This window comes from Methylobacterium sp. WL7 (assembly GCF_008040085.1).
Taxonomy (GTDB): Bacteria; Pseudomonadota; Alphaproteobacteria; order Rhizobiales; family Beijerinckiaceae; genus Methylobacterium; species Methylobacterium mesophilicum.
Window position 1 is genome coordinate 1 of the sequence record NZ_VRVG01000262.1, and the last position, 2,871, is coordinate 2,871.

Below are 2,871 nucleotides of genomic sequence, written 5' to 3' on the forward strand. Positions count from 1 at the left end.
GCGCCGCCTCGCTCTCAACCTCCTGCGCGCCGACACCGCGAAGGGATCCATCCGCGCCAAAATCAAGCGCGCCGCATGGAACGACACATACTTGCTCAGCCTCATCAGCCAAATGCGATAGCCCTGCCCGCAGAGGGGGGAGGGAGATGCGCGTGGGGGTAGCCTTGTCCCTCATCCGGCAGCGATGTGTCCACGTCGTAGCCCGCACGGGAGAGGGGGCCCGCGGCTCCTACTGGGGCGATAGGCCCGTCCGGCACCGCTGAGGCGTCGGATGCATGGGGCATCGAAGGGCGATCGATCGAAAGGCTCACCGCCTCTCAGGATGAGGCGAGGATTGGAATGACCGGTCAAACAGGCCCTCAGCCGCGTCCGATCTCCCGGACCAGCGCCTCGATCGTGGCCGCGCAATCCGGGATCGCGCTCGGCCGGTACAGGCCGCCGATGATCGATGGGTCGAGGGCCAGGCCGGCGCGGATGAGGCCGGGCCATGCCTCGGCGGCCGGCCAGCCGTGGTGGACGATGGCGGCGCCGCGCCTTTGCAGCGCCTCGGCCTTCTCGGTCTGCTCGCCGTAGGCGCGCTCCTCCGGCAGGCAGAGGAAGCGCTTGGCCTGTCCGGCGGCCAGCGCCACCAGCCCGTCGCCGCCGCCGCCCACCAGCAGGGCCGCCCGGGCGACCCGGGCCTCGACGTCGCCGACCCAGCCGTGCAGGTGCAGGTTGCTCGGGAGGTCGCCGGAGCCCGAGACGGGTCCCAGCACGTGCCAGGGCCGGTCTGGCACGGCGCGGGCCGCCGCGGCGAGGTCCGCCAGGTCGCCCCCCGCGCCGCCGCGGCCGAACACCACCAGGATGTCGTCGCCCGCCGCCGCGGCCGCCTGCGCGGGTGCCGCGAGGAACCCGGCATAATGCGTCTTGGCGCGGACCCAGTCCGGCACGCCGGCCCCGTCCAGGGCCTCGGGGAAGGGCGCGAGCAGGCGCGTCGCGCTGCGGAAGGCTTCCAGATGCGGCCGGTCGGTGCGGGTGCCGGCGAGGCGCACCACCAGGGTCGGCACCGACAGCAGGCGCGCCAGCAGGGCGACCTCGACCGAGACGTCGACCACGATCAGCGCCGGGTCGGTCCGGGCGGCCCAGTCGGCGATGCGGGCCATGCGGGCGCGCACGCCGGGATGGTTCAGGGGCGCGTAGTGGAACGCCTCCGGCCGCCCGGCCTCGCCGTCCCGCCCATCGAATTCCAAGCCATCGAATTCCGAGCCGCCGAGCGGGCGGTCGTCGGGCAGGTCGAGCACGTCGAGGCCGGGTCTGGCGATCGCGCCCGCGTCGAACGCGGCGAGGGTGCCGATCAGCGTGCAGGGCCGTGGCAGGGCGGCCGCGACCGCGCGGGCGCGCTGGAGATGCCCGGCGCCCTGATGGTGGACGTACCAGCCGATCCCGCTCGTCACGCTGCGTCCCTCAGCGACAGGGCGAGGGCGTCGAGGTCGGCGAGCGCCCGGTCGAGGGTACATTCCCGGGCCGGCGGCGCACGCGATTCGAGGATGGGGTCGGCCCGCTCCACGAAGGCGATGTCGTTGGGGCAATCGCCCAGGGCGGCCAGGTCCGCGGCGCCGAGCCCGAGCCGCGCGCAGGCCTCCGCCCGGGCCGGTCCGGCGAGGTGGAACGCCCGGCGCAGTTCGGCCCGGCGCAGGACCAGGGCCTGCCAGTGGGCGGCTTCGGGCAGCAGATACGGCTCTCCGTCGAGGACGCGGGCGCGGCGCGCCATCTCGGTGGCCATGCCGCCCGAGACCCGGCCGGTGTGGCGGGACGAGACCATCACGCGCACGTCCGGGCAGTGGCGCAGCCGGGCGCCCCGCGCCCGCAGCAGCCCGACGAGGGCGTTGTCCTCCCCGCAGGGCAGGGGCGGCAGACCGCCGACCGCCCGATACAGCGCCACCGGGACGGCGAGGCTGGCGCCGGTATGGTCGCCGTGGCGCGGCGCCGGGTCGTGCGGCGGCGGATCGAGGAGGTCTTCCAGCCGCCGGACGCCCGCCCAGTAGCGCTCGATCCGGGCGTGCAGCTCGGCAAGCCGCGGGTCGGCCGCGCCGTCGTCGTCGATCACCAGGCGGCCGCCGACCACGTCCGCGTCGCGCAAGGCCGCCACGTTCGCCGCCACCCAGTCGGCCGGGAGGCGCGCGTCGGCGTCGGTGGTGAGCAGGATCCCGTCCGGGCCGGTCTCGGCGTCGAGCCAGTCGGCCCCGGCGTCGAGGGCCATGCGCCGGGCGGTGCCGACATGGGCCTGCACGCCCTCAAGCGTCGCCTCGATCACCCGCAGGGCTACGGTTGCGAGGGCGCCGGATTCTTGAAGGGCGCAGACCGCCGCCACCGTGCCGTCGGTGCAGTTGTTGGCGAGAACCACCACCCGCAGCGGCGCCTCGGCCGAAAAGCCGTCCTGCCGGGCCAGGGAGGCGAGCAGCAGCGGCAGCCGCTCCGCCTCGTTGCGGGCGGGGATGCACACGACGCAGGGCCTGGCGATCGGGGTGGCGGTTGCGAGGGTCATGATAGCTAGTCTTCCCAACCTCATCCGCGCGCTAGACGCAGTGTTTCTGCCGTCCCCGGCACGCGTATGGGCGTCACGGGTCTGTGGCGCCGGCCGAGGCGCGGGTCGGCTCTCCCGTCCGGGCTCTGATGCTGACCCATCTGGTCTTGGATCGCCTCCGGCTGGACAGGAGATCCACGCCAGACCTGATCCCCGCCCTTCCTCCCCCCTTTGCGGGGGAGGGTGGCCCCTGCGTCAGCAGGGGTCGGGAGAGGGGAGCGACGCTTCCGAAAAGGTCGCGGACGCCTGATCCATCCTGCATCGTCGCGCTGCCCCTCTCCCGACCCGGCCTGACGGCCGGCCCACCC

2 protein-coding genes and 1 pseudogene are annotated in these 2,871 nt (G+C 74.4%); 1 reads left to right on the plus strand and 2 read right to left on the minus strand.

Going from position 1 to position 2,871, the window contains the following annotated elements; all coding sequences use genetic code 11:
* Positions 1 to 121 (plus strand): annotated as a pseudogene (locus FV233_RS31490) (ISAs1 family transposase); the annotation flags it as partial.
* A gap of 238 nt (positions 122 to 359) precedes the next feature.
* On the opposite strand, the gene FV233_RS28935 reads toward FV233_RS31490, so the two are convergent.
* Complete coding sequence (locus FV233_RS28935) at positions 360 to 1,433, minus strand: glycosyltransferase (protein WP_147899585.1); 1,074 nt, start codon at positions 1,431 to 1,433, stop codon at positions 360 to 362.
* A complete protein-coding gene (locus FV233_RS28940) occupies positions 1,430 to 2,524 on the minus strand; it encodes a glycosyltransferase (protein ID WP_147899586.1) in 1,095 nt (364 codons plus the stop codon). The genes FV233_RS28935 and FV233_RS28940 overlap by 4 nt, the downstream gene beginning before the upstream one ends.
* Positions 2,525 to 2,871 lie beyond the last annotated feature (347 nt).